This window comes from Buttiauxella sp. A111 (genome assembly GCF_014189855.1).
Classification (GTDB): domain Bacteria; phylum Pseudomonadota; class Gammaproteobacteria; order Enterobacterales; family Enterobacteriaceae; genus Buttiauxella; species Buttiauxella selenatireducens.
Genome location: NZ_BJFN01000019.1, coordinates 1 through 1,794 on the forward strand (window position 1 = coordinate 1; position 1,794 = coordinate 1,794).

Consider the following 1,794-nt stretch of genomic DNA (forward strand, 5'->3'; position numbering starts at 1 on the left):
TTAGGTAAGGAGGTGATCCAACCGCAGGTTCCCCTACGGTTACCTTGTTACGACTTCACCCCAGTCATGAATCACAAAGTGGTAAGCGCCCTCCCGAAGGTTAAGCTACCTACTTCTTTTGCAACCCACTCCCATGGTGTGACGGGCGGTGTGTACAAGGCCCGGGAACGTATTCACCGTAGCATTCTGATCTACGATTACTAGCGATTCCGACTTCACGGAGTCGAGTTGCAGACTCCGATCCGGACTACGACGCACTTTATGAGGTCCGCTTGCTCTCGCGAGGTCGCTTCTCTTTGTATGCGCCATTGTAGCACGTGTGTAGCCCTACTCGTAAGGGCCATGATGACTTGACGTCATCCCCACCTTCCTCCAGTTTATCACTGGCAGTCTCCTTTGAGTTCCCGGCCGAACCGCTGGCAACAAAGGATAAGGGTTGCGCTCGTTGCGGGACTTAACCCAACATTTCACAACACGAGCTGACGACAGCCATGCAGCACCTGTCTCACAGTTCCCGAAGGCACTAAGGCATCTCTGCCGAATTCTGTGGATGTCAAGAGTAGGTAAGGTTCTTCGCGTTGCATCGAATTAAACCACATGCTCCACCGCTTGTGCGGGCCCCCGTCAATTCATTTGAGTTTTAACCTTGCGGCCGTACTCCCCAGGCGGTCGACTTAACGCGTTAGCTCCGGAAGCCACTCCTCAAGGGAACAACCTCCAAGTCGACATCGTTTACGGCGTGGACTACCAGGGTATCTAATCCTGTTTGCTCCCCACGCTTTCGCACCTGAGCGTCAGTCTTTGTCCAGGGGGCCGCCTTCGCCACCGGTATTCCTCCAGATCTCTACGCATTTCACCGCTACACCTGGAATTCTACCCCCCTCTACAAGACTCTAGCTTGCCAGTTTCGAATGCAGTTCCCAGGTTGAGCCCGGGGATTTCACATCCGACTTGACAAACCGCCTGCGTGCGCTTTACGCCCAGTAATTCCGATTAACGCTTGCACCCTCCGTATTACCGCGGCTGCTGGCACGGAGTTAGCCGGTGCTTCTTCTGCGAGTAACGTCAATCACTGCGGTTATTAACCACAATGCCTTCCTCCTCGCTGAAAGTACTTTACAACCCGAAGGCCTTCTTCATACACGCGGCATGGCTGCATCAGGCTTGCGCCCATTGTGCAATATTCCCCACTGCTGCCTCCCGTAGGAGTCTGGACCGTGTCTCAGTTCCAGTGTGGCTGGTCATCCTCTCAGACCAGCTAGGGATCGTCGCCTAGGTGAGCCATTACCTCACCTACTAGCTAATCCCATCTGGGCACATCTGATGGCATGAGGCCCGAAGGTCCCCCACTTTGGTCCGAAGACGTTATGCGGTATTAGCTACCGTTTCCAGTAGTTATCCCCCTCCATCAGGCAGTTTCCCAGACATTACTCACCCGTCCGCCGCTCGTCACCCAGGAGCAAGCTCCCTGTGCTACCGCTCGACTTGCATGTGTTAGGCCTGCCGCCAGCGTTCAATCTGAGCCATGATCAAACTCTTCAATTAAAAGCTTGATTTGCTTCAACTCGTGAAGCGGTGCTCAAAAATTAACTTTCGTAATAATTCAACTAAATGAATTACTGCTTGGTCACTCTTCAAGACTTGATATTTTTTTGATACCCGAAGGTATCTGAGATATCAATCCTGCGAGTGCCCACACAGATTGTCTGATAAATTGTTAAAGAGCAGTGAGTTACGCGCTTTCGCTTGCTAACTCGAGGTGGCGTATATTACGCTTTCCTCTTTCAGAGTCAA

At 52.3% G+C, this 1,794-nt stretch carries 1 rRNA gene; it reads right to left on the reverse strand.

Going from position 1 to position 1,794, the window contains the following annotated elements:
• Positions 1-5: 5 nt before the first annotated feature.
• Positions 6-1,545: ribosomal RNA gene (locus BSPA111_RS22370) — 16S ribosomal RNA — on the reverse strand.
• Positions 1,546-1,794 lie beyond the last annotated feature (249 nt).